Below are 25,852 nucleotides of genomic sequence, written 5' to 3' on the forward strand. Positions count from 1 at the left end.
GGCCCCACGCCATGCACTTCGACCTGTTCGACCTCCGCCTGTTCGTCTTCGTCGCCGAGGAATCCAACCTGCGGCGCGGCGCCGAGCGCGCCTGCATCTCGCTGGCCGCGGCCAGCACGCGCATCAAGCAGCTGGAAGACAACATCGGCGCCAAGCTGTTCTACCGCAAGCCCCAGGGCGTGGAGCTGAACCCGGCCGGCGAAGCGCTGCTGCACCATGCGCGCAAGGTGCTGCAGCAGGTGGACCACCTCAAGATCGACCTGCGCGACTACGCCCAGGGTGCCAAGGGCCATGTGCGGGTGCTGGCCAACACCACCTCGATCACCAGCGCCCTGCCCTCGGCGCTGGCCAGCTTCCTGGCCCAGCACAAGGATGTCAGCATCGACCTGCACGAGCGGCTCAGCCAGGAGATCGTGATGGCGATCCACGAGGCCCACGCCGACATCGGCCTGGTGGCCGGCAACGTGGACACACAGGGGCTGGAGGTGCGCGACTTCGTGGCCGACGAGCTGGTGGTGGTGGTGCCGGCGCGGCACCCGATGGCGGCGCTGCCGCGCATGGACTTCGTGCAGACGCTGGACGAGCCGCACATCTCGCTGGCCGAAGGCAGCGCGCTGGCCAATTTCCTGCCGCCGCTGGCGCGCCAGATCGGCCGCAACCTGGAGTTCCGCATCCAGGTGTCGAGCTTCGAGTCGATCTGCCTGCTGGTCGAGGCCGGCGTCGGCATCGGCATCCTGCCGCGCTCGTCGGCCGCGCGCCATGCGCGCACCATGAAGCTGGCCCTGGTGCCGTTGACGGATGCCTGGGCCCAGCGCGAGACCAAGATCGTCAACCGTGCCGGTCAGCCGCTGCCGAGGTTGGCGGCGGAGCTGGTGCGGCACCTGGCGAATTTCAGCTTCGCGGACCGGCTGCTGTAGCCGCCACCGCCGCAGCCACTTCGGCCTGCGCTCGCCTGGCATAGCGCTGCGCCAGCACCCCACACACCATCAGCTGCATCTGGTGGAACAGCATCAGCGGCAGCACGATGGCGCCGGCCACGTTGGCCGCGAACAGCACATTGGCCATGGGCACGCCGCTGATCAGGCTCTTCTTGGAGCCGCAGAAGACGATGGTGATCTCGTCTTCCTTCGAAAAGCCCATGCGGCGTGCGCTCCAGGTGGTGATCACGAGCACCAGGCCCAGCAGCACGGCGCAGACCACCAGCAGGCCGGCCAGCGCGGTGAGTGGCACCTGCGACCACAGGCCGTCGATCACGGCATGGCTGAAGGCCGCGTAGACCACCAGCAGGATGGAGCCCTGGTCCACCACCTTCATGACCGAGGCGCGGCGCTGCAGGAAGCCCGCCAGCCAGGGCCGCAGCAGATGCCCGGCGATGAAGGGCAGCAGCAACTGCATGCCGATGCGGCCCATCGCGTCGAGCGGGTCGCCCATGGCAGCGTTCTGCGACAACAGCAGGCCCACCACCAGCGGCGTGAAAGCCACCCCCAGCAGCGTGGAGGCCGAAGCGCTGCAGACCGCCGCCGGGATGTTGCCGCGCGCCATCGACACGAAGGCGATGGCCGACTGCACCGTGGCCGGCAGCGCGCACAGGTACAGGATGCCGGTGTACAGGTCGCGCGTCACCAGCGGCTGCAGCAGCGGCTTGAGCGCCCAGCCCAGCAGCGGGAACAGCACGAAGGTGCTGGCCACCACCACCAGGTGCAACCGCCAGTGGCCGATGCCGGCCAGGATGGCCTGGCGCGACAGCTTGGCACCGTGCAGGAAGAACAGCAAGCTCACGGCCACGGTGGTGGCCACCTCCAGCACCTGGGCCAGGCGCCCGGAGGCCGGCAGCAGGCTGGCCAGGACGACCGTGGAGACGAGGTAGAGCGTGAAGTTGTCGGGCAGCAGGCGGGAGCGGGCCATGGTCGGGTCGCGGAAGAAGAGGAATGCGGCGATTGGACCGCGTTGCGCGACCCAAGAGAAATGGATTGATCTGATGGATCTATGATTTGGCCGCATGAATGTGAGCCTGCGCCAGTTGCGTGTGTTCCAGGCCGTGGCGGCGCAGGCCAGCTTCACGCGCGCCGGTGACCAGATCGGCCTGACCCAGCCGGCCGTGAGCCGCTGCGTGACGGAACTGGAGCAGCAGCTGGGCCTGAAGCTGCTGGACCGCACCACGCGCGAAGTCGTGCTGACCGAGGCCGGCCGCAGCCTGGCCGCGCGGCTGGACCGCGTGCTGGACGAGCTCGACACCATGCTGTTGGACGTGCGCGGCCTGGCCACGCAGCGCCAGGGCCGCGTGCGCGTGGCCAGCAGTCCCACGCTGTCGGCCAACCTGCTGCCCAACTGCATCGCGCGCTGCCGGCTGGAGCACCCGGGCCTGGAGCTCGTTCTGCTGGACCGCATCCAGCACGACGCGCTGGCCAGCGTGCTCGCTGGCGAGGTGGACTTCGGCGTGGTGATCGACCCCGCGCAAAGCGCCGACCTGCATGCCGAGACCATCCTGACCGAGCCCTTCTGCCTGGTCTGCCCGGCCGACCACGCGCTGGCGCGGCGCCGCAGCGTGCGCTGGACCGCGCTGGCCGGCGAGCCGCTGGTGCTGCTGGACCACGCCTCGGGCAGCCGCCGGCTCATCGACGAGGCGCTGCGCGCGCACGGCGTGCAGGCGCCCGTGGCGCAGGAGGTCGGCCACCCCACGACCATCTTCCGCATGCTGGACGCGGGGCTGGGCATTTCGGTCGTGCCCACGCTGGCGCTGCCGCCGGGCGGGCTGCCGGGCCTGGTCATGCGACCGCTGGTGCCACGCATGGAACGCCGCGTCGTGCTGGTGCGGCGCAGGCACCGCGCGCTGGCGCCGGTCGCCCAGGTGGCCTGGGACCTGGTGCGCCGGGTGGCAGGCCAACGCGCAGGCGACTGAGGATCGATTGCGCCAATGCGCGTGATCGCTTCGGCCATGGTGCCGGGGCCAGCGGCCGGCCATAGTCCGCGTTCGCCCGCGCCGCAGGGCGCGCCAAAACCATTCCAACTGGAGACTCCATGCGCATCACCCGCCGCACGCTGGCGCTGTCCGCCACCGCCCTGGCCGGCAGCCTGCTCGCCCCCCTCGCCTTCGCCCAGAAGCAGTACGATCCCGGCGCCAGCGACACCGAGATCCTGCTCGGCATCCCGATGCCGCTGTCGGGCCCGGTGTCGGGCTATTCCATCATCGGCAAGGTGGCCGAGGCCTATTTCGCGCGGCTCAACGCGCAGGGCGGCATCCATGGCCGCAAGGTCAAGCTGCTCATGTACGACGACCAGTACTCTCCCCCCAAGACCGTGGAGGTGGCGCGCCGCCTGGTCGAGCAGGACCAGATCCTGGCCTGGTTCAGCAGCCTGGGCACGGCCAGCAACATGGCGATCCAGCGCTACATGAACGCCAAGAAGGTGCCGCAGCTGTTCCTGCAGAGCGGCGCGAGCCAGTTCGACAACGCCAGGCAGTACCCCTGGACCACGCCCATGCTGGGCAGCTACCGCGGCGAGGGCAAGGTGTTCGCCAGCCACATTGCGGCCCACAAGCCTGGCGCCAAGGTCGCGATCCTGATGCAGAACGATGACCTGGGCCGGGAGATCCTGAAGGGCCTGCAGGAAGGCCTGGCCGGCAAGAACGCCAGCCTGGTGGCCCAGGCCACCTTCGAGGTGACCGACCCCACGGTGGACTCGCAGATCGTGCAGCTCAAGGCCTCGGGCGCCGACGTGCTGGTGCTGGCCTCCACCGCGCGCACCACGGCCCAGGCCCTGCGCAAGGCCGCCGAGATCGGCTGGACGCCCGAGCGCTACGTGAACATCGCGGGCGCCTCGGTCAAGATGGCGATGGAGCCGGCCGGTGCCGACAAGGCCAAGGGCGCGATCACGCTGGCCTACTACAAGGACCCCGGTTCCAAGGCCTGGGACAACGACCCCGAGATGAAGGCCTACAAGGAGCTGCTCAAGACCTACGCCCCCGGCGTGGACCCGCTCAACAGCTCGGGCGTGACGGGCTACGTGGCGGCGCAGCTCATGGCCCATGTGCTGCGCGAATGCGGCGACAAGCTCACGCGCGAGAACATCCGCAGCATCGCCAGCAACCTCAAGAATCCCAAGGTCGAGCTGCTGCTGCCGGGCGTGACGATCGCCAACAGCGCCGAGGACCTGCACGCCGTGGCGGCCATGCAGCCGGTGCGCTACAACGGCGTGGACCTGGAGCCGATCGGGAAGGTGGAGAGCCTCAAGTAAGGCAGGCGGCCGCTGTGACCGCCGCAGCGGCCAAGGCCATGCCATCGCCGCAGCACGCCGCGGCCACGGTTTGCGCACGGATTCGACACATTTGTAGGCAGAATAGAACGCACCAAGATATACAAGAAGAGGCCCTATGCGCTCCTCCCTGCGAACGCGACTGATCGCTGCCTGTGTGCTGATCGTGGCCATTGCGACGAGCGTCGTGGCCGCCGTCAACCTGGCCACGACCCGCAACCACACGCTGGAGCAGCTGGACGGGCAGATGAACGATCTGGCCACCACACACGGCCAGACCATCGGTGTGTGGCTGCACTCCAAGCAGGCGGTGGTGGCCTCGCTGGTACAGGCCGCCGCCGCGGCCGATCCGCTGCCGGCCATCCTGGCGGCCGAGCGCGCCGGCGAGTTCAACCTGACCTACATCGGCTATGCCGACAAGCGCGCCATCTTCTCGCAGCAGCGCACCCTGCCACCCGACTACGACGCGACGCAGCGCACGTGGTACCGGCTGGCCGCCGAGTCGACCGGGCCCGTCACCACCAAGCCCTACATCGGCGCCAGCACGGGCAAGATGCTGATCACCTTCGCTGCGGCGCAAGGCGCGCCTGGCCGCGTGGGCGCGGTGGCCGGTGCCGACGTGCTGCTGGAAACGGTGACCAGCAGCGTGCTGGCGATCCGGCCCACGCCGTCGAGCTACGCCTTTCTCTTGGACGCCGACGGGACCGTGATCGCGCACCCGGACGCAGCGCTGGCACTCAAGCCGGCCAGCGCCATCAGCACGGCGCTGTCGAACGAAGCCCTGGCACCCGCCCAGCGAGGCCGCCGCCTCGAGCTGGGCGGACGCGACACGCTGCTCTATGTGCAGACCGTGCCCGGCACGCGCTGGCGGCTGGCCATCGCGCTGGACCGCCACGAAGCCACGGCCGCACTGCAGTCCATGATCACGACCTCGGCCATCGCCGCGCTGGTCTGCGCCGCGGTTGCCGCCGCGCTGCTGTTCTGGTGGATCACCAAAGCATTGCACCGCCTGCGTCGCTTGCGCAGCGTGATCACGGCGGCCGGCGATGGCGACTTCACGCTGCGCCTGCCGGAACGCGGGCGCGACGAACTCGACGAGATCGCGGCCGCGTTCAACCGCTTCGCCGGCAACACCGACCAGGTGCTGCAGAAGATCCGCAACGTCGGCGAATCGGTCAGGCGCGCCTCGCAGGAGATCGCCTCCGGCAACGGCGACCTGTCCAGCCGCACCGAGCTGCAGGCCAGCTCGCTTGGTGAGACGGTGGATTCGGTTGGCAAGCTGACCTTGACCGTCAAGCAGAACGCCGACAGCGCCGACCAGGCCAACCAGTTCGCCGCATCGGCCTGCCAGATCGCCGAAAAGGGCGGCAGCGTGGTGACCAGCGTGGTCAGCGTGATGGCGTCGATCAAGGCCTCGTCCAGCAAGGTGGTGGACATCATCGGCGTGATCGATGGCATCGCCTTCCAGACCAACATCCTGGCGCTGAACGCCGCCGTCGAAGCGGCGCGCGCGGGCGCGCAGGGGCGCGGTTTCGCGGTGGTGGCCTCCGAGGTGCGCGCGCTGGCGCAGCGCTCCGCAGACGCGGCCAAGGAGATCAAGCGCCTGATCGGCGATGCGGTGCAGAACGTGGACAGCGGCAACCTGCTCGTCGCCGATGCGGGCGCCACGATGAAGGACATCGTCGCCAGTGTGCAGCGCGTGACCAGCATCATGGGCGAGATCACCCTGGCCAGCCGCGTGCAGACGGCCGAGATCGAACAGATCAACCAGGCGATCGCGCTGATGCAGGGCGGCACCCAGCAGAACGCGGTCATGGTGCAGCAGGCCGCCGCGGCGGCGGGCAGCCTGCAGAAGGAGGCGGCCGGGCTGTCGAACGCGCTGGGGGTGTTCAGGCTGGCGGCGTAGCCGCTTGCCTGGGACGGCCTGGCGGCCGTTCAGGCTCAGACCGGATCCCAGGTGAACACGTCGCCCGAACGGTCCAGGCCAAAGTAGCTGGCCTTCATGGCCGGCAGCGCGTGGCTCAGCACGGACTCGGGCGTCCAGCCTTCGGAGCGGTGCACCGAGCGCACCGGGCGTGGCTGGCTGATCAGGAAGATCTCGTTGTTGCGCACGGCGAAGATCTGACCGTTGGTGTCCTGCGAGGAGTCGCTGCACAGCGCGACGGCCAGCGGGGCGATCTTGGCGGGCGTCATCTGCTTGATGCGTTCCACGCGGGCCTTCTCGGCGTCGGTCTCGGTCGGGATGGAGCCGATCATGCGGCTCCAGGCGAACGGCGCGATGCAGTTGCTCCGCACGTTGAACTTCTGCATGTCCAGCGCGATGGACTTGGAGAGCGCGGCGATGCCCAGCTTGGCGGCCGAGTAGTTGGCCTGGCCGAAGTTGCCGATCAGGCCCGAGGTGCTGGTCATGTGCACGAACACGCCGGAGTTCTGCTCCTTGAAGTGCGTGGCGGCCGCGCGGCTCACGTAGTAGCTGCCGTACAGGTGGACCTTGATGACGGCGTCGAATTCGTCGTCGCTCATCTTGTGGAAGAAACGGTCGCGCAGGATGCCGGCGTTGTTCACCACGCCGTCGATGCGGCCGAAGCTGTCCAGGGCCGAGGTCACGATGCGCGCGCCGCTGCGCGAGTCGGACACGCTGTCGGTGTTGGCCACGGCCTCGCCGCCCAGCGCCTTGATCTCGTCGACGACTTTCTGTGCAGGGCCGGCATCGTTGCCTTCGCCGCTGACGGACGCGCCGATGTCGTTGACCACCACGCGCGCGCCGGACCTGGCCAGCGCCAGCGCGATGTCGCGGCCGATGCCGCCGCCGGCGCCCGTCACGACCACGACCTTGCCGGCCATCAATGTTTGTTCGCTCATGTTGTGTGCTCCTTCGTCTTGGAAATAGTGGTTACAGCAGGTTGGTGACGCGCGGCCACTCAGCCATGCGCCAGACGCGTTCGGCTGCGCCGCGCATCTCGTCGGCACTGGCGCCGCCCGCGTAGGCGGCCAGTTGCAATGCCTTGGTTTCGATCTCGGCGCGGCTCAGCGTGTTGCCCGGGTCACCCTTGGGTTCGTCCACGCGGCCATGCAGCGTGCGGCCGTCGGTGGTGACCACCGTGACCTTGCCGATCCAGCGCTGAGGGTAGGCGCCGTCGACCTCGGGGTCGAGCACCATGGTGACTTTGTCGCGCAGCGCGACCACGTCGGGGCTGCGGAAATGCGCGTCGAATTCGGCCAGGCCGGCGCGGTCGAACGCGCCGATCAGGCCCAGCACCGTGCCCATGGAGAACTTGCTCTGGTGCACCGTGCTGGGGTCCGTCACCGGGCCCAGCACGTCGATGGCGCCCTGGTGCACGTGGGTCGTGACCTGGGCGATGTCGGCGAGCTTCAAGCCATGCGCGCGCACCACCTGCTGCAGCGCATCGGCGGCCGGGTGCGTGTGGCGGCACGAGGCGTGGTACTTGAACGAGGTTTCGGCCAGCGTCCAGCGTGTGCCCAGGCCATCGGTCAGCTTGGCGGGGTCGGCGTCGGTCGACATGCCCGCGCCCATGCCCTGCTGGCCTTCCAGGATACGCTGCGCGCCCGTGAAACCGTCCTGCGCCAGGTAGGCGGCCAGCAGGCCGTCGCTGGCGGCCTTGGCCGTGTGCAGCTGCTTGCTGTCGGCCGCGTCGCGCAGGAACTCCCACAGGCCGGCGGCCTGGGTGCCTGCCGAGCCGAAGGCGTGCAGCATCCTGGCCGCGTCCAGGCCCAGCAGGCGGCCCACGGCGGCCGCGGCCGCCACCGTGCCGGCCGTGGCCGTGGTGTGGAAGATGCGGTAGTGCGAACGGCCCAGGAACTCGCCGACGCGGATGCCGACCTCGTAGCCGACCACGGAAGCCAAGAGCAGATCCTTGCCCGAGGCGCCGATGGCCTGGGCCACGGCCAGCGCGGGCGGGAACACCACGGCCGCGGGGTGGAACACCGAGCCGTTGTGCACGTCGTCCTGCTCGGCGACGTGCGAGGCCGCGGCGTTGACCATGGCGGCGAACAGCGGGCTGCTGCGCGTGCGCGAGATCAGCACCTCGCTCGCGCCATCGGCCGGGCCCATGGCACGCGCCAGGCTGGCGATGGACTCGACCGCGCGCGAGCCCTTGCCGGCCAGCACCGAGCCGAACCAGTCGAGGAACAGGTCCTCGGTGCGGCGCAGCACGGGCGCGGGGATGTCCTCAAAACGCAGGCCGGCGGCGAAGGCGGCCAGTTCCTTGCTGGGATGCTCGCTCATGTCCAACTCCTCAGAACGAGCGCGGCAGGCCGAGGATGTGCTCGGCCACGTAGCTCAGGATCAGGTTGGTGGAGATCGGCGCGACCTGGTACAGCCGCGTCTCGCGGAACTTGCGTTCCACGTCGTATTCGCAGGCGAAGCCGAAGCCGCCGTGGAACTGGATGCAGGCGTTGGCCGCCTCCCAGCTGGCCTTGGCCGCCAGGTACTTGGCCATGTTGGCCTGCGCGCCACAGGGCTGGTGCGCGTCGAACAGCTCGCAGGCCTTCCAGCGCATGAGACTGGCGGCCTCGACCTCGATGTAGCTTTCTGCGATGGGGAACTGCACGCCCTGGTTCTGGCCGATGGGGCGGCCGAACACGATGCGGTCCTTCACGTACTTGGAGACGCGGTCGATGAACCAGTAGCCGTCGCCGATGCATTCGGCGGCGATCAGCGTGCGCTCGGCGTTCAGGCCGTCCAGGATGTACTTGAAGCCCTGCCCTTCCTCGCCGATCAGGTTCTCGGCCGGGATCTCCAGGTTCTCAAAGAACAGCTCGTTGGTCTCGTGGTTGACCATGTTGAGGATGGGCCGCACGGTCATGCCGCTCTTCTCGGCCTGGCGCAGGTCGACCATGAAGATGGACAGGCCTTCGCTCTTCTTCTTCACATCGGCCAGCGGCGTGGTGCGCGCCAAGAGGATCATGAAGTCGGAGTGCTGGATGCGGCTGATCCAGACCTTCTGGCCGTTGACGACGTAGCGGTCGCCCTTCTTCACCGCCGTGGTCTTGATCTTGGTGGTGTCCGTGCCCGTGGTGGGCTCGGTCACGCCCATGGACTGCAGCCGCCATTCGCCCGTGGCGATCTTGGGCAGGTAGAACTCCTTCTGCGCCTTGGAGCCATGGCGCAGCAGCGTGTTCATGTTGTACATCTGGCCGTGGCAGGCGCCGGAGTTGCCGCCAGCGCGGTTGACCTCTTCCATGATCACCGAGGCCTCGGTCAGGCCCAGGCCGGAGCCACCGTACTCCTGCGGGATCAGCGCGGCCATCCAGCCGGCCTTGGTCAGCGCATCGACGAATTCTTCGGGGTAGGCGCGCTTCTCGTCGACCTTGCGGAAGTACTCGTCGGGGTACTCGGCGCACAGGGCGCGCACGGCGTCGCGGATGTCCTGGTACTTGTCTTGGGTGGTGCTCATGGCAGGGTTCTCACAGGGTTTCGGCCAGGCCGAGGATGGCGGTGGCCTGGCTGGACAGCGTGCCGCCGTTGCCGTGCGCCAGCGCCGTCTTGGCGCCAGGGATCTGGCGTTCGCCGCAGTTGCCACGCAGTTGCCGCACGCCTTCGATCAGCGCGAAGATGCCGTACATGCCGGGGTGCACGCACGAGAGGCCACCGCCGTTGGTGTTGACGGCCAGGCGCCCGCCCGGCGCGATGGCACCGTTCTCGACGAAGGGGCCGCCCTCGCCCTTCTTGCAGAAGCCCAGGTCTTCCAGGAACAGCAGCACGTTGATCGTGAAGGCGTCGTACAGCGCGAGCACGTCGATGTCCTTGGGTGCCAGGCCCGCCATCGCGAACGCAGCGGCGCCAGAGTCCTTGGCGGCCGTCACGGTCACGTCGTGCATGGACGAGATCTGGCGGTTCCAGCAGGCCGTTCCGTTGCCCAGCACGTAGACGGGCTTGTTCGGCAGGTCCTTCGCGCGGTCGGCGCGCACCAGCACATAGGCGCCGCCGCCATCGGTGACCAGGCAGGAGTCGCGCACCGACAGCGGGTCGCTGACCATGCGGGCCTGGAGCACGTCCTCGATCGTGAGTGGGTCGCGCATGAAGGCCTCGGGGTTCTTCTGCGCCCACTGGCGCGCGGCCACGGCCACCTCGGCCAGCTGGCGCCGCGTGGTGCCGTACTGGTGCATGTGGCGTGCGGCGGCGAGCGCATAGGCCGACAGCGGCATCATGGGCTCGTAGGGCGTCTCGTAGGGCTGCGGGTCGAGGAACTTGCGGCTGGCCACCACTTCCCTGCGGCCGAAGGTGGCGGTGCGCTGCGTGCTGCCGTAGCAGACCAGCACGGCATTGCACTGGCCCGATTCCAGCGCGTGCATGGCCGGCAGCAGGTGGGCGATGAAGCTGGAGCCGCCGATCATCGTGGAGTCGATGTACGTGGGCCGGATGCCCAGGTGCTCGATGACGGGCATGGCCCACATGGTGGCGCCGGCGCTGGCCGTGCACAGGCCGTCGATGTCGCTCATCTTGAGGCCGGCATCGGCCACGGCCTGGCGGGCCGAGATGGCCAGCAGCTCCATGTCGGTGTAGCCCGGGGCTTCGCCGCAGCCGAATGTGGCCACGCCGGCAATCGCGGCACGGCCGCGCAGTTGTTTCCAATCGCTCATCGCTTCACCCCTGCACCGCATCGAACACCACGAGCGCGTCCGCGCCCTCGCGCTGCAGCACGCGCGCCTTCACGCGCTGGCCGATGCGCACATCGCTGGCCGGCAGGCCTTCGACGCGGCTCATCAGGCGCACGCCCTCGTCTAGGTCGACCAGCGCCACGTTGAGGTCGCCGCCGGCCTCGGGCTTGCGGCGCACCGTGGTCACGGAATAGACGGTGCCGGTGCCGGCCGGCGCGACCAGCTCGAGCGCACCGCTGCCGCAGTGCGGGCAGACCTCGCGCGGGTAGTAGACGTGCTGGTGGCAGCCGTTGCAGCGCTGGATCAGGAAGCGGCCGTTCTTCAATGCGGCCTGGTGGCGCGCCTGGACGCCGCCCGCGGCATCGGGTGGTGTGATGTTGGTCATGGGGACAAGCGTGTCTCTTCGGGTTTCGAACGGACACAAGCATGCCGCCCGGGGCTGGCCGGCGCCATCCGTATTTGGTGAACGGGGTGTTCAGGCCACTCCTAGAATGGCGCTCCCTCTCGGAGACACACCCATGAACGCCCCCACCAGCACCGCCCAGCTGACCCCCGAATTCCACCCGCGCGAGGTGCCCGCGGTGCTGATCGAGGCGCTCAAGGCCCGTTTCGGCGAGCGCTGTTCCACGGCGCTCGTGGTGCGCGAGCAGCATGGGCGCGACGAGTCCTCGTTCACGGTGCCGCCGCCGGCCGCCGTGGTGTTCGCCGAGAGCACGGACGATGTGGCGCAGGCGGTGCGCCTGGCCGCTGCGCACGCGGTGCCCGTGATCCCGTTCGGCGTCGGCTCCTCGCTGGAAGGCCACCTGCTGGCCGTGCAGGGTGGCATCAGCATCGACGTCTCGCGCATGAACAAGGTGCTGGCCATCAACGCCGAAGACCTGACCGTCACGGTGCAGCCCGGCGTCACGCGCAAGCAGCTCAACGACGAGATCAAGAGCACGGGCCTGTTCTTTCCGATCGACCCCGGCGCCGATGCCTCCATCGGCGGCATGGCCGCCACGCGCGCGAGCGGCACCAACGCCGTGCGCTACGGCACCATGCGCGAGAACGTGCTGGCGCTGGAGGTGGTCACGGCCCAGGGCGAGGCCATCCGCACCGGCACGCGGGCCAAGAAGTCATCGGCCGGCTACGACCTCACGCGGCTCATGGTGGGCAGCGAGGGCACGCTGGGCGTGATCACCGAGATCACGCTCAAGATCTACCCGCTGCCCGAGGCAGTGTCGGCCGCGATCTGCTCGTTCCCTAGCATCGAGGCGGCTGTGCGCAGCGTGATCCAGACGGTGCAACTGGGCGTGCCGATCGCGCGCGTGGAACTCATCGACGCGAACACCGTGCGCATGGTGAATGCCTACGCCAAGCTCTCCTTGCGCGAGGAACCCATGCTGCTCATGGAGTTCCACGGCTCGCCGGCCAGCGTGAAGGAGCAGGCCGAGACGGTGCAGGAGATCGCCTCCGAATTCGGCGGCAACGCCTTCGAATGGGCCAGCACGCCGGAAGAGCGCACGCGGCTGTGGACGGCGCGGCACAACGCCTACTTCGCGGCCGTGCAGTCGCGCCCGGGCTGCAAGGTGATCTCCACCGACACCTGCGTGCCGATCTCGCGCTTGGCGGACTGCCTGCTCGATTCCGTGGCCGAGGCCGACGCCAGCGGCATCCCCTACTTCCTGGTCGGCCACGTGGGCGACGGCAACTTCCATTTCGGCTACCTGCTGGACCCGAACCGGCCCGAGGAGCGCGTGAAGGCCGAGCAGCTCAACCACGACCTGGTGGCGCGCGCGCTGCGGCTGGAGGGCACCTGCACGGGCGAGCATGGCGTGGGCCTGCACAAGATGGACTTCCTGGTCGATGAGACCGGCGCCGGCGCAGTGGACATGATGCGCACCATCAAGCGCGCGCTGGACCCGCAGAACATCATGAACCCCGGCAAGATCTTTGCGCTGTAGGCGCCCGGCGGCCTCGGAGATTTCGTCAGAATTGGTTACCCTCCGACTTGACATGCATGGATTTCTTGCAGATCCAGACATAAAGTTGCGCTTTTTCTGATGGGGATTCCATGATCCGACCGCTTCTGCCTCTTGCAGCACTTGCGCTGGCCGCTTGCGTGCAGGCGCCGCCGGCTGTCCCGGCGGACCAGCCGGCCATGGTCCGCATCTGCGACGACAAGGGCTGCTCCGACCGCCCGCGCAACAGCGCCACCTTCGACGCCACGCGCGACGACAACCCCGAGCAGACGCGCCGCATCGCCGCGCTGACCGCGCTCGCCGAGAAGGACCCGCGTGCCGCCTACGACCTGGGCCTGCGCTATTTCCGCGGCGATGGCGTGCCGCAGAACAGCTACCAGGCGCTGCAATGGATGCGCAGCGCTGGCGAACGCGGCCATGCGCAAGCCCAGCTCGCGCTGGGCCGCTTCTACCTGTCGGGCCTGCAGGAAATGGGCTCCGATCCGGCCGAGGCCGAGCGGTGGTTGTCGATGGCCGCCGGCCGCGGCGACAAGGAAGCCGGCAAGCTGCTGGCCGAGGCCTCTGCTGCCAGGAAGAAGAACCAGGACGAGTACAAGGCCTGGTTGGACCTGAAGCGCCAGGTCGAACTGGAGTCCTGGCAGACCCGCTACACCTACTACTGGGTCTGGCAACCGACCGGTTGGTCGTCGCGCTATTGAGCGCCCCGCATTTCTTTCCTTCTCCATCCCTTTGCAGAAAGCCAAGCCATGAACACCTCCTCCTTCCTGCGTCCCGCCGTGCTGGCCGCCTCCGTGCTAGCCCTGGCCGGCTGTGAAACGCCCGGCGGCGGCAAGATCACGACCGGCTCCGCCCCGACGGCCGTGACCGGCGGCGCCGCCGGCGGCACCAGCGCGGGTGCCAACCCCAACCTGGAGCGTTGCGATGCGCCGCTGGGCACGTTGGCGGTAGACGACGGCCGCGGCAAGGAGTGGTACGCCAGCTTCGGCGCGGCCACCAAGGTCACCTCGATCGAGCCGCTGCTGCGCCTGGCCGTGCAGCAGTCCAACTGCTTCGTGATCACCTCCATTGGCAACAACCGTACCGAGAGCAAGCTGTCGGCCATCACCGACAAGCAGCGCAACTCGGGCGAGTTCCGTGCGGGCTCCAAGCAGGAGAAGGGCCAGCGCGTGGCGGCCGACTACTTCCTCGAGCCGGCCATCATCATCGACAACGACTCCACCGGCAAAGTGGCGGCCGGCCTGGGTGCCTTCCTGCCTGGCGGCTTCGGCGCCCTGGCCGGCAGCATGGAGAGCAAGGCGTCGGTCGTGACCATGACGCTGTTCGACATCCGTTCGGGCGTGCAGATCGGCATCTCCGAAGGCAATGCCACGGCCACCAACTTCGGTGCCGCCCTGGGCGCCTTCGGCGGCGGCGCTGCGGCCGGCCTGGGCGGCTTCTCGCGCACGCCCGAGGGCAAGGCCACGGTGGCCGCCTTCATCGACTCCTGGAATTCCATGGTGATCTCGCTGCGCAACTACAAGGCGCAGGAAGTCAAGGGCGGCCTGGGCCGCGGCGGCGTGCTGAAGGTCGGCCAGTAAGCCTTCCCTGCGCCCACAGGAAACCGCCTTCGGGCGGTTTTTTCATGCGCGGATGAAGGGGGCCTGGTACAGCCAGACCGGCCGACCGTCCGCGCCCTCCAGGCGGGCCGTGGGCCGCAGCGCCGCGGCCTCGAACTCCAGGCTGACCAACCAGGCGCCCGGTGCGAGTTCGGCCTCGGCCTTGGCCACCGCGCGCGCCATGCTCTCGGGCCGCTGGAACAGGTAGACCATGGCATAGGGGCGCCAATCGGCGCGCCACATGTCGCCCTGGCGCACGCGGGCCCAGGGGCAGCGCAGCGCGCAGGCCAGGCGCAGCGGCCAGCTCCACTCCACGCCGTGCAGTTCAACCTGTGGATATACACAGCTGAGCGCCTGCAAGCCGTGGCCCAGGCCGCAGCCGGCATCCAGCACCCGGGCGCCACGCGGCAGCCGCGCGCGCATGTCCAGGCCTTGCAAGGCATCGGCCGGTGTCGGGAACAGCGGCGCGTCGCGCCAGGCGTTGAGCGGGTAGACCAGGGCCAGCAGCACCAATGGCAGCAGCCAGGCCCAGGCCGGCCACTGGGCCGCGCCGCTCAGCAGCAAGGCCAGCGGAAAGCCCAGCGCGATCAGCGCCCGACGCCATGGCGTGCTGCCCAGCACGCTGGCCAGGACGCCCGCAGCACTGGCCAACAGCAGCGCGGGCCATGGGGTCCAGCCCAGCACCTGCAGCGCACGGAACAGGCCCCAGGCCAGCGCCCAGGCCAGCACGGCGGGCAGTGGCCAGGGCAGGCGCGGCATCAGCGCGCAACCGTGGGCGACAGCTTTTCGATCAGGCCGTTCAATTCTTCGAGCGAGCCGAACTGGATGCTCAGTTCACCCGCCTCCTGCACACGGCCACCGCGCTTGACGCGCTTCTTGATACGGATCTCGACGTCGGCGGCGAACAGGTCGGAGAGCTCCTCCTCCACCCGCTTCAGGTCGCGCGACTTTTCCTTCTTGGGCTTGTTGGGCGAGGTCAGCGTGAACTCGGCCGACAACTTCTTCGCCAGGCTTTCGGCCTCGCGCACCGACAGCTTCTTGGCCGAGATCTGGTTGCCGGCCGTGATCTGCGTGGCCCGGTCCAGCGACAGCAGCGCGCGCGCGTGGCCCATGTCCAGGTCGCCGGCCATCAACATGGTCTGCACGGGTTCGGCCAGCTGCAGCAGGCGCAGCAGGTTGCTGGCGGCGCTGCGCGAGCGGCCGACGGCCTGGGCCGCCTGCTCGTGCGTCATGCCGAACTCGCGCACCAGGCGCTGCAGGCCCTGGGCCTCTTCGAGCGGGTTGAGGTCTTCGCGCTGGATGTTCTCGATCAGCGACATCGCAGCGGCGGATTCGTCCGGGACGTCGCGCACGAGCACCGGCACCTGGTCCAGACCGGCCAGGCGCGCGGCGCGGAAGCGGCGCTCACCCGCGATGATCTCGTACTTGCCGGCGTGCTCGCCCGCGGCCAACTGGCGCACCAGGATGGGCTGCATGATGCCCTGGGCCTTGATGCTCTCGGCCAGCTCGTACAGCGCGCCCTCGTCCATGCGCGTGCGCGGCTGGTACTGGCCCGGCACCATGGCATCCAGGCCCAGCGTGCTGGGCTTGCCGTCGGCAGCCGTGCCCGCCTCGGCGGCGGGCGTGTCGGAAACGGTGGGGCCCAGCAGGGCTTCCAGCCCGCGGCCCAGGCCCTTGGGGCGTTTGGTGACCATAGGAATCAATCTTTCTTGAGTTCTTCGAGCAGCGCACGCGCCACAGGCCAGTCACCCAGGCCGGACTCGGCGTTCAGGTGGCCACCGGCGCCCATGTCGTGGTAGGCCGCACCCCAATCCTGCGCCATGACCTGGGCACGCTCCTGGCTGCAAAAGGGGTCGTCGCTGCTGCCCAGCAGCAAGCTGGGGAACGGCAGGCGGCGGCGCACAATCGGCGCCCAACCCGGAAGCAGCACGCGCAGGTCTTCGCGCTCGACATCGCCGGGTGCCACCAGCAAGGCACCGCGCACGCGCGCCGTCAGCCGGCTGTGGTCGGCCCAGGCCGCGACCTGGATGCAGCCCAGGCTGTGGGCGGCCAGCACCACCGGTCGGTCGGCCGGCAGGCCCAGCAGCACCTCGTCCAGCCGCGCCAGCCAGTCGCCACGCAGCGGCCGCATCCAGTCGTGCTGCTCGACACGGCGGTCGCCATAGCGCTGCTCCCAGAGGGTCTGCCAGTGGCCGGTGCCAGAGCTTTGCCAGCCCGGCAGCGTGAGCACCTGGACGCTCATCGTGCGCGCGCCACCATCTCGCGCGCGAAGCTCAGGTAGGCTTGGCTGCCGCGCGCGGCCGGGTCGAACACCACGCCCGGCAGGCCGTAGCTGGGTGCTTCGGCCAGGCGCACATTGCGCGGGATCACGGTATCGAACACCTTGTCGCCAAAGTGGCCCTTGAGCTGGTCGCTGACCTGCTGCTGCAGCGTGATGCGCGGATCGAACATCACCCGCAGCAAGCCGATGATCTTCAGATCCTTGTTGAGGTTGGCGTGGACCTGCTTGATGGTGTTGACGAGGTCGGTCAGCCCTTCCAGCGCGAAGTACTCGCACTGCATGGGCACAACCACGCCGTGCGCGGCGCACAAGCCGTTCAGCGTCAGCATGGACAGGGACGGCGGACAGTCGATCAGCACGAAGTCGTAGTCGCCTTGCACCGCTTCGAGCGCCTGCTTGAGCCGGCGCTCGCGCCGTTCGATGCTGACCATCTCGACCTCGGCGCCGGCCAACTCGCGGCTGGCGCCCAGCACGTCGTAGCCGCACTTCTCGGACTTTACGCGGACCTCGGCGATGCTGGCGGACTCCAGCAGCACGTCGTAGACCGACAGTTCCAGCGCGCGCTTGTCCACGCCCGAGCCCATGGTGGCGTTGCCCTGCGGGTCCAGGTCGATCAGCAGCACGCGCTGGTCGGCACGCACCAGGCCGGCGGCCAGATTCACGGTGGTGGTCGTCTTGCCCACGCCACCCTTCTGGTTGGCAATGCAGAAAACACGCGCCATCACTGCACCGCCAGCTTGATGCCGAAGCCGACCAGGAACAGCCCGGCGATCTTCTCCAGGGCGCTGGAGATGCGGCGGTTCGCGCGCAGGCGCTCTGCCAGGCGGTGCGTGAGCAGCACGGCGATGAGACTGTAGGTGAAGCCCAGCACGGCGATGGTGGCGGCCATCACGCCGAAGGTCACCACCCCCTGGTGCCGGGCCGGATCGATGAACAGTGGGAAGAAGGCCATGTAGAAGACGATGGCCTTCGGGTTCAGCAAGGTGATCATGAGCGCCTGGCGCAGGTAGTGGCGTGGCTGCATCTGCAGCACGGGCGCGTCGCCGGGCTTGGCACGCAGCATGCGCACGCCCATCCAGGCCAGGTACGCGGCGCCCAGCCACTGCACGGCATGGAAGGCGGCCGGATAAGCGGCCAGCACGGCGGCCACGCCGGCCAGCGCCAGCCACAGCAGGATCTGGTCCCCGAGGATGATGCCGGCGGCGCAGGCCAGGCCGCCACGCAGGCCACCCTTGCTGGCCGAAGTGATCAGCGCCAGGTTGCCCGGCCCGGGAATCATCAAAAAGACGACGATGGCGGCGACAAATGCGCCGTAGTCAGCAATGCCGAACACGGGTTCTCCTAGGGGGAAGCAGGCCGCGAGTTTAAGCGGCAGCGGGACGCATCCAGACGATGCAGCGCTCGGCGCCCAGGCTGGGAACCTGCAGATGTTCCACGTGAAACACCTTTACCTGGGGCGATAGCGCGGCGATTTCCTCCACTGGTTCCTTGCCCTTCATGGCCAGCCACACCGCACCTGGTTTGAGCGCTGCACGCGACCAGTTGGTGAAGTCGACCAGCGAGGCGAAAGCCCGGCTGGACACGATGTCGTAGCCCTGCCCCAGGCTTTCCACGCGCGCGTGCAGGCCGCGGAGGTTGGACAGCTTGAGTTCCACCGCCACCTGCTGCACGAAGGCAGCCTTCTTGGCCACCGTGTCCACGCAGTGCACCTGCAGCTGCGGATGCAGGATGGCGAAGACCACGCCGGGCAGCCCGGCGCCGGCGCCGACATCGAGCAGCGCCGGAGCGTCACGGCCCTGCTCTGCCAACAGCCGCCGCAACGGCGGCACGGCCGCCAGGCAATCGACGAGGTGCTGCGTGAGCATCTGCTCCGGGTCGCGCACGGCCGTCAGGTTGTAGACCTTGTTCCACTTGGCGATCAGGCCCTGGTAGGCCAACAAGGCGTCGGCCTCGGCATCCGACAGCGCCAGACCCAGGGCCTGGGCGGCATCGATCAAGCGGCCCTTCACGCGCTGACAGCGCGGCCGCGCTTCTTGAGGTGCACCAGCAGCAGCGAGATCGCGGCCGGTGTGACGCCGGAGATGCGCGATGCCTGGCCCAGCGTCTCGGGCCGCTGCTTCGCCAGCTTCTGCCGCACTTCGATCGACAGGGCCGGCACGGCCATGTAGTCGAAGTCCTCCGGTACGCGCAGCGTCTCCAGATGCGCGGCGCGCTCGACCTCTTCCTTCTGCTTGCCGATGTAGCCGGCGTACTTGGCGGCGATTTCGATCTGTTCGACCTCGTCCTCGCCCAGCGCCTGCTCGGGCACAAAGCGGCCGCCATCCAGCGACATCAGGCCAGCGTAGTCCACACCAGGGCGGCGCAGCAGGTCAGCCAGGTTGTATTCGTGCTCGATGGCCTTGCCCAGCACGCGCTCGGCCTCGGCAGCCGACAGGTTGCGCGGATTGACCCAGAGCGACCTCAGCCGCTGTGTTTCACGTGAAACAGCATCGCGCTTGCGGCTGAAGGCGTCCCAGCGTGCGTCGTCCACCAGGCCCATCTGGCGGCCGACCTCGGTCAAGCGCATGTCCGCATTGTCTTCGCGCAGCTGCAGCCGGAACTCGGCCCGGCTCGTGAACATGCGGTAGGGCTCGCTGACGCCCTGGGTGACCAGGTCGTCGACCAGCACGCCCAGGTAGGCCTGGTCGCGGGCCGGCAGCCAGGGCTCACGCCCCAGGCACTGCAGCGCGGCGTTGGCGCCAGCGAACAGGCCCTGGGCGGCCGCCTCCTCGTATCCCGTCGTGCCGTTGATCTGGCCGGCGAAGAACAGGCCCTGGATGGCACGCGTCTCGAAGCTGCTCTTGAGCGCGCGCGGGTCGAAATAGTCGTACTCGATGGCGTAGCCGGGCCGCAGGATGTGGGCGTTCTCCAGGCCTGGCATGGAGCGAACTAGCTCGTACTGGATGTCGAACGGCAGGCTGGTCGAAATGCCGTTGGGATAGAACTCGTGCGTCGTCAGGCCTTCGGGCTCCAGGAAGATCTGGTGGCTGTCCTTGTCGGCGAAGCGGTTGATCTTGTCTTCCACGCTGGGGCAATAGCGCGGCCCCACCCCTTCGATCTTGCCCGTGAACATGGGGCTGCGGTCGAAGCCGGAACGGATGATGTCGTGCGTGCGCGCGTTCGTATGCGTGACCCAGCACGGCATCTGGCGCGGGTGCATGTCGGCCCGGCCCAGGAAGCTGAACACGGGCACGGTGTCGCGCTCGCCTCCCGGCATGCCGTCGCCGGGTTGCTCGGCGCACTTGGAGAAATCGATGCTGCGCCCGTCCAGGCGTGGCGGCGTGCCGGTTTTGAGCCGGCCCTGCGGCAGCTTCAGCTCCTTGAGGCGTGCGCTCAGCGACTGCGCCGGCGGGTCGCCCGCGCGGCCGGCCGCGTAGTTGTTCAGGCCCACATGGATCTTGCCGTCCAGGAAGGTGCCGGCCGTCAGCACCACGGCGCGGCCGCGGAAGGCGATGCCGACCTGGGTCACGGCACCGACGACGCGGTCGCCCTGCACCATCAGGTCGTCCACAGCCTGCTGGAACAGCCAGAGGTTGGGCTGGTTCTCCAGCATGCGCCGGATCGCGGCCTTGTAGAGCACACGATCGGCCTGGGCGCGCGTGGCGCGCACGGCCGGGCCCTTGCTCGAGTTGAGGATGCGGAACTGGATGCCGCCCTCGTCGGTGGCCAGCGCCATGGCGCCACCCAGCGCGTCGACCTCCTTGACCAGGTGACCCTTGCCGATGCCGCCGATGGACGGGTTGCAACTCATCTGCCCCAATGTCTCGATGTTGTGGGTCAGCAGCAGCGTCTTGCCGCCCATGCGGGCGGCGGCCAGCGCGGCCTCGGTGCCGGCGTGGCCGCCGCCGACGACGATGACGTCGAATTCCTGGGGGTGGGTGTAGGGGGTGCTCATGCGGTGATCAATCGGGTCTTGAGGCCGGCGGCCTCGGCAGCGACGGCCTGGCGGCGGTCGGCTGTGACGAAAAGGTCGACTGCGGCGTGCTGCGCCGAGCCGATGTGCAGTGCGTCCATGGCGCGCAGCTGCGCACGCTCCATCGCGGAAATGGCCAGCGCCTGCACGCGCGGGTCCAGCGGCACCAGCGAGAAGTCCTCGAAGTCGCGGTGCAGGTCGGCCATGATGCGGGCGTAGGCATCCGTACTGACCAGACCATCGTGGCGCTGCCGGTTCAGGGCGGAGGCCACTTCGGTCAGGCAGTGCGGCGCCACGCAGATCTCGCGGGCCGCCTCGCCCAGTGCCGCCACCTCGTCGGTGCCGGCCTCCGCTGCGTAGCGCTTGTACAGCGCGGAAGTGTCGAGCAGCAAGCGCATGTCAGTAGCGCGCCTGCTCGCGCTCTTCGATGATGAGCTGTGCGCCCGTCTTGCCGTCGGGGCGCGCGATCTGCAGCGGCTCGATCTTGCGCTTCCAGCTCGGCACGCGCTCAGCCGCGCTCTCGCGCACCGGCACCAGGTCGGCCACGGGCTTGCCATGGCGCAGGATGCGCACGGTCTCACCCTGCTCGACCAGGTCGAGCATGGCCGAGGCGTTGGCGCGGAATTCACTCAGGGGCAACATCTGCATCTGTACAACTCTCAAGAATCTGTACATTTTATGGGGCGATCCTGAACTGCGCCGCCCGTGGCCGACAATCCCCCGCATGCCGCACCCGGACGCCCCTCCCCCCTGCCGCAGCGGCTGCGGCGCCTGCTGCACCGCGCCCTCGATCAGCTCGCCCATCCCGGGCATGCCCGCGGGCAAGCCGGCCGGCGTGCCCTGCGTCCAGCTCGATGCAGACCTGCGCTGCCGCATCTTCGGTTCGCCCGAGCGCCCGGCCGTCTGCGCCGGCCTGCAGCCCTCGCACGAGATGTGCGGCCGCGACGCTCGCGCCGCCATGGCCTGGCTCACGCGGCTGGAAGCCGCGACCGCGCCCGCCTCAGTTCGCTGAAGCAGGCGGCGCCAGATAGGGCGCCAGCACCTCGGCCAACCAGTCCATGAACACGCGCAGCCGCGCCGGCAGCTGGCGCCGGTGCGCGTACAGCACGGTCACCGGCAGGCCGGGCGCACGCCACTGCGGCAGCACCTCGACCAGTTCGCCGGCCTCCACCTGCGGCCGCAGCGCGATGGTCGGCGCCTGGATCAGCCCCAGCCCGGCCAGGCAGGCCGCGCCATAGGCCTCGGAGTTGTTGACGGTCACGCTGCCCTGCATGGGGATGCCCCGCACCACACCGTCCTCCTCCACCTCGAAGCCGGCACTGCGCACACCCAGCCGCGTCGCGTAGTGCACGAGCCGGTGGTGCGCCAGGTCGTCCAGCGTCTGCGGCACACCGTGCGCCGCCAGGTAGGCGCGGCTGGCCAGGTTGTGCTGCACCAGCATGCCGAGCGGGCGCGCCACCAGGTCGGAGGCGTCCAGCGGCCCCGTACGCACCACGCAGTCGAAGCCGTCGGCCACGAGGTCCACGCGCCGGTCGCTGCTGGACAACTCGATCTCCAGCGCCGGGTGCAGGGCCAGAAACGCGGGCAGGCGCGGCAGCACCACGCGGTGCGCCATGCCCAGCGACATGTCCACGCGGAGCCGGCCGCGCAGCGTCTCGCCCTGGCGGAACATGGCCTGCAGGTCGTCGAAGCTGGCCAGCATGTCCTTGCAGCGCTCGTAGCAGGCCTGGCCATCGTGCGTGAGCACCACGCGCCGCGTGTTGCGGCGCAGCAGCTGCGTGCCCACGGCCTCCTCCAGCTGCTTGACCGACTTGGACACGCTGGCCTTGGGCAAGCCCAGGCTGTCGGCCGCCTGGGTAAAGCTGGACAACTCGGCCACGCGCGTGAAGACCAGCAGCAGTTCGGGGCGGACCATGGCGTGCTCACTGTTCGTTTTGGACGAACAAATCTATCACTTGGCGCGTCTTTTTCTTCCACCAGCACATCAATAAAGTCATGCCCATCGCAACCCCACTGGAGTCCCCCATGACCACCTCCCGCATCGACACCCCCATCGCCCTCATCACCGGCGCCAGCCGCGGCCTGGGCCGCAACGCCGCGCTGGCCCTGGCCCGCCAGGGCACGGACGTGGTGCTGACCTACCAGCGCAACGCCACCGAGGCCGCCGCCGCCGTGGCCGAGATCCAGGCGCTGGGCCGCCGCGCCGTGGCGCTGCAGTTGGACGTGGCCGACGTGCGCCACTTCGCTGGCTTCGCGGCCGCACTGCGCACCGCGCTCAGCCAGGCCTGGGGCCGTGACCGCTTCGACTTCCTCGTCAACAACGCTGGCACCGGCGTGCACACCCCGTTCACCGACACCACGGAAGAACAGTTCGACCAGATGGTCAACATCCACCTCAAGGGCGTGTTCTTCCTGACCCAGGCGCTGCTGCCACTGATCGCCGATGGCGGGCGCATCGTCAACGTGTCGTCGGGCCTGGCCCGCTTCGCACTGCCGGGGTACGCGGCCTACGCGACGATGAAGGGGGGCGTGGAAACGCTCACACGCTACCTGGCCAAGGAACTGGGCCCGCGCGGCATCCGCGTCAACGTGGTCGCACCGGGCGCCATCGCCACCGACTTCGGCGGCGGCGCGGTGCGCGACAACGCTGCGCTCAACACCTTCGTCGCAGCGCAGACCGCGCTCGGCCGTGTCGGCCAGCCCGACGACATCGGTCCCGTCATCGCCGCGCTGCTGGCCCCCGGCACAGGCTGGATCAATGCCCAGCGCGTGGAAGCCTCGGGTGGCATGTTCCTCTGACGCGGGGATCAGCCCGCCGGCGGTGGCGGCGTGCGCCGGCGTTGCGCCGCCGTGTTCCAGCAGGCGTCGTGCACCACGTTGCGCAGCACGGCGGGGTCGATGGGCTTGGCCAGGAAGTGCGCAACGCCGCCGATGTTGATGGCGTCGCGCAGCACCTGCGGATCGTTGCTGGCGGTCATCAGCACACGCGCGGTGTGCGGCATGCGCTTGCGGATCTCGCGCAGCAGCTCGATGCCGCTGCTGCCCGGCAGCCAGTGGTCCACGACGGCGATGGCGTAGTCGTGCTGGTGGAACATTTCCATGGCCTGCTCGGCACTCGCCGCGCTGGCCACGCGCACACCGAAGGATTGCAGCACGTGTTCCAGCAGCTCGCGCGTGATCGTCTCATCCTCCACCAACAGCACCACCGGCAGCGCCTCGCGTTGCAGGAAGGTCGCAGGGTCCAGCAGCATCGGCTGGTCGAACAGCTTCTCCACCGCCTCGGCCGGCTGCGGGCGCGCCATCCAGTAACCCTGGATCTCGTCCACTTCCAGCGCATAGAGCAGGATGGCCTCGTCCTCGCTCTCCACGCCCTCGGCGATGGCCCGCATGTTCAGGTTGTGCGCGAGCCGCACCACGGCCGCGACGATGGCCCTGTCCTGCGGGCTCTTGAGCAGGCCGCGCACGAAGGACTGGTCGACCTTGAGCCGGTCCGCCGGAAAGCGCTTGAGGTAGCCCAGGTTGGAATAGCCCGTGCCGAAGTCGTCCACCGAGAGCAGGATGCCGAGCTCCTTGAGCTCGTGCATGAGCACCAGCGCCGCATCCGGGTCGCGCATGGCCAAGCTCTCGGTCACCTCCAGCTCCAGCACGCCAGGCGGGATGCCGTAGCGCGCCATGGCCTCGTGCAGTTCGGTCTTGAACTGCGGGTCGGAGAACTTCGTGGCCGCCAGGTTCACGGCTGTGCGGATCCAGCCATGGCCCTGCTGGTGCCATTGCCGCATCTGGCGGCAGGCGGCGTCCACCACGTAGGTGTCGATCGCGCCGATCAGGCCCGACTCCTCGGCCAGGCCGATGAACTTGCCCGGCATCAGGAAGCCGTAGTCGGGCGAATCCCAGCGCACCAGCGCTTCCAGGCTCACGAGCGCGCCGGTCTCGAAGTCCACCTGGGGCTGGTAGTGCAGCACCAGCTCGCGCCGCACGATGGCCTCGCGCAGGCGCGCCTCCTTCTGCACACGCACGTCGATGGCGTCCTGCATCTCGCTGGAGAAGATGCACACCCCCCCATCGCTGCGGCTCTTGGACTGCACCATGGCCAGGTCGGCCCGCTTGACCAGCGTTTCCGGGTCGTCCCCATGGTCGGGGAACAACGCCACCCCCACGCTGCCGCCCAGCACATGCGGCTCGCCGGACAACAGCACCGGCGCCTGCAACACGGTCTGCAGGCGCGCGCCGAAGGGCTCGACCATGCTGCGCGACAGCCCCTCGCTGACCACGACGAACTCGTCCCCCGCCAACCGCGCCACCGTGTCGCCGCCGCGTGCTTGGTCCTGCAGGCGCCGCGCCATCTCGGAAAGCACCTGGTCCCCCGCGCCGCGGCCCAGGCCGTCGTTGATCTGCTTGAAGCGGTTGAGGTTGACGAAGTACACCGCCACCGGCCGCTGGCGGCTGCGGGCCCGCGCGATGGTCCGCGCCATGCGCTCCAGCAGCAGGGTGCGGTTGGGCAGCTCGGTCAGCGCATCGTGGGTGGCGCGGTAGTGCAGTGCGTCCTCCTGGCGCCGCTGCTCAGTGATGTCCACGCAAACGGCGATGTAGCGCGCCATCTGGCCCGCCGCGTCCTTCTGCGGCACGATGGCCATGTCGACCCAATACAGTCCATCCGCCTCATTACGATTGCACACAACATCGCGCCAGATCTCACCGCGCTGGATCGTGGTCCACATGCGCTCGAAAAAGGCGTGGTTGTGGTAGCCCGAATTGAGCATGCTGTGGTCCTGGCCCACCAGTTCCTCGCGGCCATGGCCGCTGGTCTGCACGAACTTGTCGTTGACCCGCAGGATACGGCCGGCGGCATCCGTCACCGAGACCAGCGCATGCTGGTCGATGCCCTGCATGTAGGTGGAGAGTTCCGCGAAGGCCTGCTCCACGCCCTGCTTGGCCAGCAGCAGCTCGTTGGCGTCGCGCGTCTGTTGCTCGGAGTGCGCGAGCTGGCTCAGCGCCTTGCGCAGTTGCCCGCGCTGCAGTCCCAGGCGCCGGTACAGCCACAGCAGGGCCAGCGCGCAGCCGAGCCCCAGCACGGCGACGAGCACCGCCACCGTGGCCATGAGCACACCTGCACCGTCGGACCCAGCCGGCATCGCCCGCCCTTCTCCGCCATGTTCCGGGCGCCGAGCATCGCCTGCATGCGCCGCGACTG

The 25,852-nt window shown here is 69.0% G+C and carries 26 protein-coding genes; 9 read left to right on the plus strand and 17 right to left on the minus strand.

What is annotated here, in order from left to right; translation table 11 throughout:
* The first annotated feature begins 11 nt into the window (after nt 1–11).
* Nucleotides 12–917, plus strand: a complete 906-nt coding sequence (locus ASF45_RS14515; RefSeq protein ID WP_056663529.1) for a LysR substrate-binding domain-containing protein — start codon at nt 12–14, stop codon at nt 915–917.
* On the opposite strand, the gene ASF45_RS14520 is transcribed toward ASF45_RS14515, so the two are convergent.
* Complete coding sequence (locus ASF45_RS14520; RefSeq protein WP_056663532.1) at nt 892–1,905, minus strand: bile acid:sodium symporter family protein; 1,014 nt, start codon at nt 1,903–1,905, stop codon at nt 892–894. The two genes, ASF45_RS14515 and ASF45_RS14520, sit on opposite strands and share 26 nt — an antisense overlap.
* A 94-nt stretch (nt 1,906–1,999) precedes the next feature.
* Between ASF45_RS14520 and ASF45_RS14525 the strand changes: the two genes are divergently transcribed.
* The 3 genes from ASF45_RS14525 to ASF45_RS36935 all read left to right on the plus strand — a co-directional run bounded on the left by ASF45_RS14525 (nt 2,000) and on the right by ASF45_RS36935 (nt 6,157).
* The gene (locus ASF45_RS14525) at nt 2,000–2,899 is read left to right on the plus strand and encodes a LysR family transcriptional regulator (protein WP_056663535.1); all 900 of its coding nucleotides are present in this window, start codon (nt 2,000–2,002) and stop codon (nt 2,897–2,899) included.
* A gap of 119 nt (nt 2,900–3,018) precedes the next feature.
* Nucleotides 3,019–4,233 (plus strand): ABC transporter substrate-binding protein, encoded by a 1,215-nt coding sequence (locus ASF45_RS14530; protein WP_056663538.1) that lies wholly within the window; start codon nt 3,019–3,021, stop codon nt 4,231–4,233.
* Between the two features lie 136 nt (nt 4,234–4,369).
* Nucleotides 4,370–6,157, plus strand: a complete 1,788-nt coding sequence (locus tag ASF45_RS36935) for a methyl-accepting chemotaxis protein (protein ID WP_056663540.1) — start codon at nt 4,370–4,372, stop codon at nt 6,155–6,157.
* Between the two features lie 35 nt (nt 6,158–6,192).
* Here the strand turns inward: ASF45_RS36935 and ASF45_RS14540 are convergent, their stop codons facing one another.
* The 5 genes from ASF45_RS14540 to ASF45_RS14560 are packed head-to-tail and all read right to left on the minus strand — an operon-like array spanning nt 6,193 to nt 11,257.
* Entirely contained in the window at nt 6,193–7,113 is a 921-nt protein-coding gene (locus tag ASF45_RS14540; protein WP_056663543.1) for an SDR family NAD(P)-dependent oxidoreductase, read from the minus strand.
* Between the two features lie 31 nt (nt 7,114–7,144).
* Entirely contained in the window at nt 7,145–8,497 is a 1,353-nt protein-coding gene (locus ASF45_RS14545; RefSeq protein ID WP_056663547.1) for an MmgE/PrpD family protein, read from the minus strand.
* 10 nt (nt 8,498–8,507) lie between these two features.
* Nucleotides 8,508–9,668 carry an acyl-CoA dehydrogenase family protein gene (locus ASF45_RS14550; protein ID WP_056663551.1) on the minus strand — a complete coding sequence of 387 codons (1,161 nt, stop codon included), beginning with the start codon at nt 9,666–9,668 and terminating at the stop codon, nt 8,508–8,510.
* 10 nt (nt 9,669–9,678) lie between these two features.
* On the minus strand, nt 9,679–10,854 hold the full coding sequence (locus ASF45_RS14555) for a thiolase (RefSeq protein WP_156473008.1): 1,176 nt from the start codon (nt 10,852–10,854) through the stop codon (nt 9,679–9,681).
* Nucleotides 10,855–10,858: 4 nt separating this feature from the next.
* Complete coding sequence (locus ASF45_RS14560) at nt 10,859–11,257, minus strand: Zn-ribbon domain-containing OB-fold protein (protein ID WP_056663556.1); 399 nt, start codon at nt 11,255–11,257, stop codon at nt 10,859–10,861.
* 133 nt (nt 11,258–11,390) lie between these two features.
* Between ASF45_RS14560 and ASF45_RS14565 the strand changes: the two genes are divergently transcribed.
* From ASF45_RS14565 to ASF45_RS14575, 3 genes are all read left to right on the plus strand, one after another.
* Nucleotides 11,391–12,815 carry an FAD-binding oxidoreductase gene (locus tag ASF45_RS14565; RefSeq protein WP_056663560.1) on the plus strand — a complete coding sequence of 475 codons (1,425 nt, stop codon included), beginning with the start codon at nt 11,391–11,393 and terminating at the stop codon, nt 12,813–12,815.
* 110 nt (nt 12,816–12,925) lie between these two features.
* On the plus strand, nt 12,926–13,531 hold the full coding sequence (locus ASF45_RS14570) for a tetratricopeptide repeat protein (RefSeq protein ID WP_056663563.1): 606 nt from the start codon (nt 12,926–12,928) through the stop codon (nt 13,529–13,531).
* A gap of 48 nt (nt 13,532–13,579) precedes the next feature.
* Complete coding sequence (locus tag ASF45_RS14575; RefSeq protein WP_056663564.1) at nt 13,580–14,410, plus strand: hypothetical protein; 831 nt, start codon at nt 13,580–13,582, stop codon at nt 14,408–14,410.
* Between the two features lie 42 nt (nt 14,411–14,452).
* Here ASF45_RS14575 and ASF45_RS14580 read toward each other — a convergent pair whose 3' ends face one another.
* From ASF45_RS14580 to ASF45_RS14620, 9 genes are read right to left on the minus strand one after another with little or no spacing between them, the layout of a single operon-like run.
* Nucleotides 14,453–15,187 carry a trans-aconitate 2-methyltransferase gene (locus ASF45_RS14580; RefSeq protein WP_056663565.1) on the minus strand — a complete coding sequence of 245 codons (735 nt, stop codon included), beginning with the start codon at nt 15,185–15,187 and terminating at the stop codon, nt 14,453–14,455.
* A complete protein-coding gene (locus tag ASF45_RS14585; protein ID WP_056663566.1) occupies nt 15,187–16,122 on the minus strand; it encodes a ParB/RepB/Spo0J family partition protein in 936 nt (311 codons plus the stop codon). The genes ASF45_RS14580 and ASF45_RS14585 overlap by 1 nt, the downstream gene beginning before the upstream one ends.
* A 5-nt stretch (nt 16,123–16,127) precedes the next feature.
* Nucleotides 16,128–16,670, minus strand: coding sequence for an alpha/beta hydrolase (locus ASF45_RS14590; protein ID WP_056663569.1), 543 nt, complete (start codon nt 16,668–16,670; stop codon nt 16,128–16,130).
* Nucleotides 16,667–17,431, minus strand: a complete 765-nt coding sequence (locus tag ASF45_RS14595; RefSeq protein ID WP_056663573.1) for a ParA family protein — start codon at nt 17,429–17,431, stop codon at nt 16,667–16,669. The genes ASF45_RS14590 and ASF45_RS14595 overlap by 4 nt, the downstream gene beginning before the upstream one ends.
* A complete protein-coding gene (locus tag ASF45_RS14600) occupies nt 17,431–18,042 on the minus strand; it encodes a LysE family transporter (protein WP_056663577.1) in 612 nt (203 codons plus the stop codon). Before ASF45_RS14600 ends, ASF45_RS14595 begins: the two co-directional genes overlap by 1 nt.
* A gap of 31 nt (nt 18,043–18,073) precedes the next feature.
* The gene (gene rsmG / locus ASF45_RS14605) at nt 18,074–18,706 is read right to left on the minus strand and encodes a 16S rRNA (guanine(527)-N(7))-methyltransferase RsmG (RefSeq protein ID WP_056663725.1); all 633 of its coding nucleotides are present in this window, start codon (nt 18,704–18,706) and stop codon (nt 18,074–18,076) included.
* Nucleotides 18,707–18,714: 8 nt separating this feature from the next.
* On the minus strand, nt 18,715–20,643 hold the full coding sequence (gene mnmG, locus ASF45_RS14610) for a tRNA uridine-5-carboxymethylaminomethyl(34) synthesis enzyme MnmG (RefSeq protein ID WP_056663578.1): 1,929 nt from the start codon (nt 20,641–20,643) through the stop codon (nt 18,715–18,717).
* Nucleotides 20,640–21,059 carry a type II toxin-antitoxin system VapC family toxin gene (locus ASF45_RS14615; protein ID WP_056663581.1) on the minus strand — a complete coding sequence of 140 codons (420 nt, stop codon included), beginning with the start codon at nt 21,057–21,059 and terminating at the stop codon, nt 20,640–20,642. The genes mnmG and ASF45_RS14615 overlap by 4 nt, the downstream gene beginning before the upstream one ends.
* 1 nt (nt 21,060) lies before the next feature.
* Nucleotides 21,061–21,309: a type II toxin-antitoxin system Phd/YefM family antitoxin gene (locus ASF45_RS14620; protein WP_063887678.1), complete on the minus strand. Its 249-nt coding sequence runs from the start codon at nt 21,307–21,309 to the stop codon at nt 21,061–21,063.
* A gap of 76 nt (nt 21,310–21,385) precedes the next feature.
* Here ASF45_RS14620 and ASF45_RS14625 point away from each other — a divergent pair, with 76 nt between their 5' ends.
* Nucleotides 21,386–21,673 (plus strand): YkgJ family cysteine cluster protein, encoded by a 288-nt coding sequence (locus tag ASF45_RS14625; protein ID WP_056663587.1) that lies wholly within the window; start codon nt 21,386–21,388, stop codon nt 21,671–21,673.
* Here the strand turns inward: ASF45_RS14625 and ASF45_RS14630 are convergent.
* The gene (locus ASF45_RS14630; protein ID WP_056663589.1) at nt 21,662–22,576 is read right to left on the minus strand and encodes a LysR family transcriptional regulator; all 915 of its coding nucleotides are present in this window, start codon (nt 22,574–22,576) and stop codon (nt 21,662–21,664) included. The two genes, ASF45_RS14625 and ASF45_RS14630, sit on opposite strands and share 12 nt — an antisense overlap.
* A gap of 110 nt (nt 22,577–22,686) precedes the next feature.
* On the opposite strand from ASF45_RS14630, the gene ASF45_RS14635 reads away from it, so the two are divergent.
* On the plus strand, nt 22,687–23,460 hold the full coding sequence (locus tag ASF45_RS14635; RefSeq protein ID WP_056663591.1) for an SDR family NAD(P)-dependent oxidoreductase: 774 nt from the start codon (nt 22,687–22,689) through the stop codon (nt 23,458–23,460).
* A gap of 8 nt (nt 23,461–23,468) precedes the next feature.
* Here the strand turns inward: ASF45_RS14635 and ASF45_RS14640 are convergent, their stop codons facing one another.
* A complete protein-coding gene (locus ASF45_RS14640) occupies nt 23,469–25,793 on the minus strand; it encodes an EAL domain-containing protein (RefSeq protein WP_082551026.1) in 2,325 nt (774 codons plus the stop codon).
* Nucleotides 25,794–25,852: the final 59 nt, after the last annotated feature.

Origin of the sequence: Pseudorhodoferax sp. Leaf265, from assembly GCF_001422365.1 — a bacterium.
In the GTDB taxonomy this organism is placed as follows: Bacteria; Pseudomonadota; Gammaproteobacteria; order Burkholderiales; family Burkholderiaceae_C; genus Pseudorhodoferax.